Raw genomic sequence first — 2,258 nt, 5'->3', positions numbered from 1 at the left:
GATGAAGCCGGGTTCCGGCTGATCAAGACCTTGCCGGTGGCGGCCGGCCTGGGGGGCGGATCGGCGGATGCGGCGGCGGCATTGCGGCTGCTGTGCCGCCGCGACGGGATCGCGATCGATGATCCGCGCGTGATCGCGCTGGCGGCCGAACTGGGCGCGGACGTGCCCGCCTGCCTCGGCTCGCGGCCGATGTGGGGGACGGGGCGTGGGGACCGCCTGCTGGCGGCGGACGGCGTCCCGGCCGGGATGGCGACGTTGCTGGTTAATCCGTCCCGCCCGCTGTCGACCGGGGCGGTGTTCCAGGCTTGGGATGGGCGGGATCGCGGCGCGCTGAGCGAGGGCGATGCCTGGACTGCGGCGCGGGAGGGGCGCAATGACCTGGAGCCGCCGGCGCTGGCGCTCTGCCCCGCGATCGGCGACGTGCTGGGCGCGCTGAACGCGCAGCCCGGCGCGTCACTGGTGCGGATGTCGGGATCGGGCGCGACTTGTTTCGCGCTGTTCGCCGATGCCGGCGACCGCGATGCGGCGGCGCGCGCGATCCGCATGACCCGGCCCGATTGGTGGGCGCTGGAGACCGCGCTGCGATGACCGCCGCCTGGACAGAACTGCCGGGCGACCCTGCGCGCGGGCTGCTGCTGATTGCGGATCATGCGTCGAACCGGGTGCCGGCGGATATCGCGCTCGGCGTGGTGCCCGAGGTGCTGGACCAGCATGTCGCGATCGATATCGGTGTGGCGCCGCTCGCCGCGAGCCTGTGCGCCGCGCTGGACTGCCCCGGCGTGCTCGGCGGGGTGTCGCGTCTGGTCGTGGACCTCAACCGGGAAGAGGATGCGGCAGGGCTGATCCCGCTGGTCAGCGACGGTATCGCTGTCCCGGGGAACGAGGCACTCACGCCGGAGGCGCGTGCCCAACGGCTCGGCATGTGGCGTGCCTATCACGATCACATCGCCGATCTGATCGCGGCATGCCGGCCGAAGCTGCTGATTTCGCTGCATAGCTTCACGCCGATGCTTACCGTCGACGGCGCGCCCCGCCCCTGGCAGGTGGGCATTCTCTACAATCAGGATGAGCGGGCGGCGCGGATCGCGCTGCCGCTGCTGGCGGCGGCGGGCGTGGCGGCAGGGGACAATTTGCCATATTCGGGCAAGGTGTTGAATGCGACGATGAATAGCCACGGCGAGGCGAACGGGATCGCCTATCTCGGCATCGAGGTGCGTCAGGACCTGATCGGCGACCCGGACGGGGTCGGGCGGTGGAGCGCGCTGCTTGCGCCGGTGATCGCGCAGGTCGCGGAGGCGGTCACGGCGTGAAAGGCCGGCCGATCCTGACGGCGGCGGAGACGCGCGCGGCCGAGCAAGCGGCGATCGCCGCCGGCAGCGATGTCGATGCGCTGATGGAGCGTGCCGGTGCGCGCGTTGCGGAGGCGGCGTGGCGGATCGCGGGACGCGCGCCGACGCTCATCCTGTGCGGGCCCGGCAATAATGGCGGTGACGGCTATGTCGCGGCGCGCCTGCTGCACGCGCGGGGCGTGTCGGTGCGGGTGGCGGCACTCGCCCCGCCCGCAAGTGATGCGGCCCGGAAGGCGGCGGCGCGATGGGAGGGGGAGACGATCGCCTTCGACAGGGCGGAGCCGGCAACACTTGTCATCGACGCACTGTTCGGAACGGGCCTGAAAAGAGCATTGGATCAAGAGGTTGCCAGGCGGCTTTGCTCGCTGGTGGAGGGTGCGCGATGGAATATCGCGGTCGATTTGCCGAGCGGCGTCTCGACCGACGACGGCGCGCTGCTGGGGGACGTGCCGCGGTTCGGCATGACGGTGGCGTTAGGGGCGCTCAAGCCCGCGCATCGGCTGCTGCCGGCAGCGGAGCGGTGCGGGCTGGTGACGGTGGGGGATATCGGTCTTGACCTCCGCGACGCCGATCTGGCCGAGATCGCTCTGCCCGCGCTGCGTGCGCCGGGACATGGCGACAACAAATATACGCGCGGCAAGGTGCTGGTGGTTGCGGGTGCGATGCCGGGCGCGGCGGCGCTTGCGGCCGGCGCGGCGCAGCGCGCGGGTGCGGGATATGTCGAACTGGCGGGCGGTGCGGGCGAGGGGGCACCCCTCGCACTCGTGCGGCGTGCCTGGGATGCGGCGGCGCTGGACGACAAGCGCGTCGGGGCCGTCGTGGTCGGGCCCGGCCTGGGCCGGGACGGCGCGGCGCGGGACAGGCTCGACGCCGCGCTGGCGAGCGGGCGGCCGCTGGTGATCGACGCGG

3 protein-coding genes are annotated in these 2,258 nt (G+C 72.5%); all 3 read left to right on the top strand.

What is annotated here, in order from left to right; genetic code table 11:
* A partial coding sequence (locus ACOJSF_RS12010; protein ID WP_420142434.1) for a 4-(cytidine 5'-diphospho)-2-C-methyl-D-erythritol kinase occupies positions 1–588 on the top strand: 588 nt, incomplete at its 5' end.
* Positions 585–1,310: an N-formylglutamate amidohydrolase gene (locus tag ACOJSF_RS12005; RefSeq protein WP_420142433.1), complete on the top strand. Its 726-nt coding sequence runs from the start codon at positions 585–587 to the stop codon at positions 1,308–1,310. The genes ACOJSF_RS12010 and ACOJSF_RS12005, both read left to right, overlap by 4 nt.
* On the top strand, positions 1,307–2,258 hold a 952-nt coding region (locus ACOJSF_RS12000), incomplete at its 3' end, for an NAD(P)H-hydrate epimerase (protein WP_420142432.1). The genes ACOJSF_RS12005 and ACOJSF_RS12000, both read left to right, overlap by 4 nt.

The sequence above is a fragment of the Sphingomonas sp. genome (genome assembly GCF_048594985.1).
Classification (GTDB): domain Bacteria; phylum Pseudomonadota; class Alphaproteobacteria; order Sphingomonadales; family Sphingomonadaceae; genus Sphingomonas_I.
The sequence above is the reverse complement of the archived record's forward strand: the minus strand, read 5'-3'. Positions and strand labels throughout refer to the sequence as shown.

Coding starts and splice junctions, on each gene's coding strand:
- ACOJSF_RS12005 (WP_420142433.1), top strand. CDS start 585: ATGACCGCCGCCTGGACAGAACTGCCGGGCGACCCTGCGCGCGGGCTG.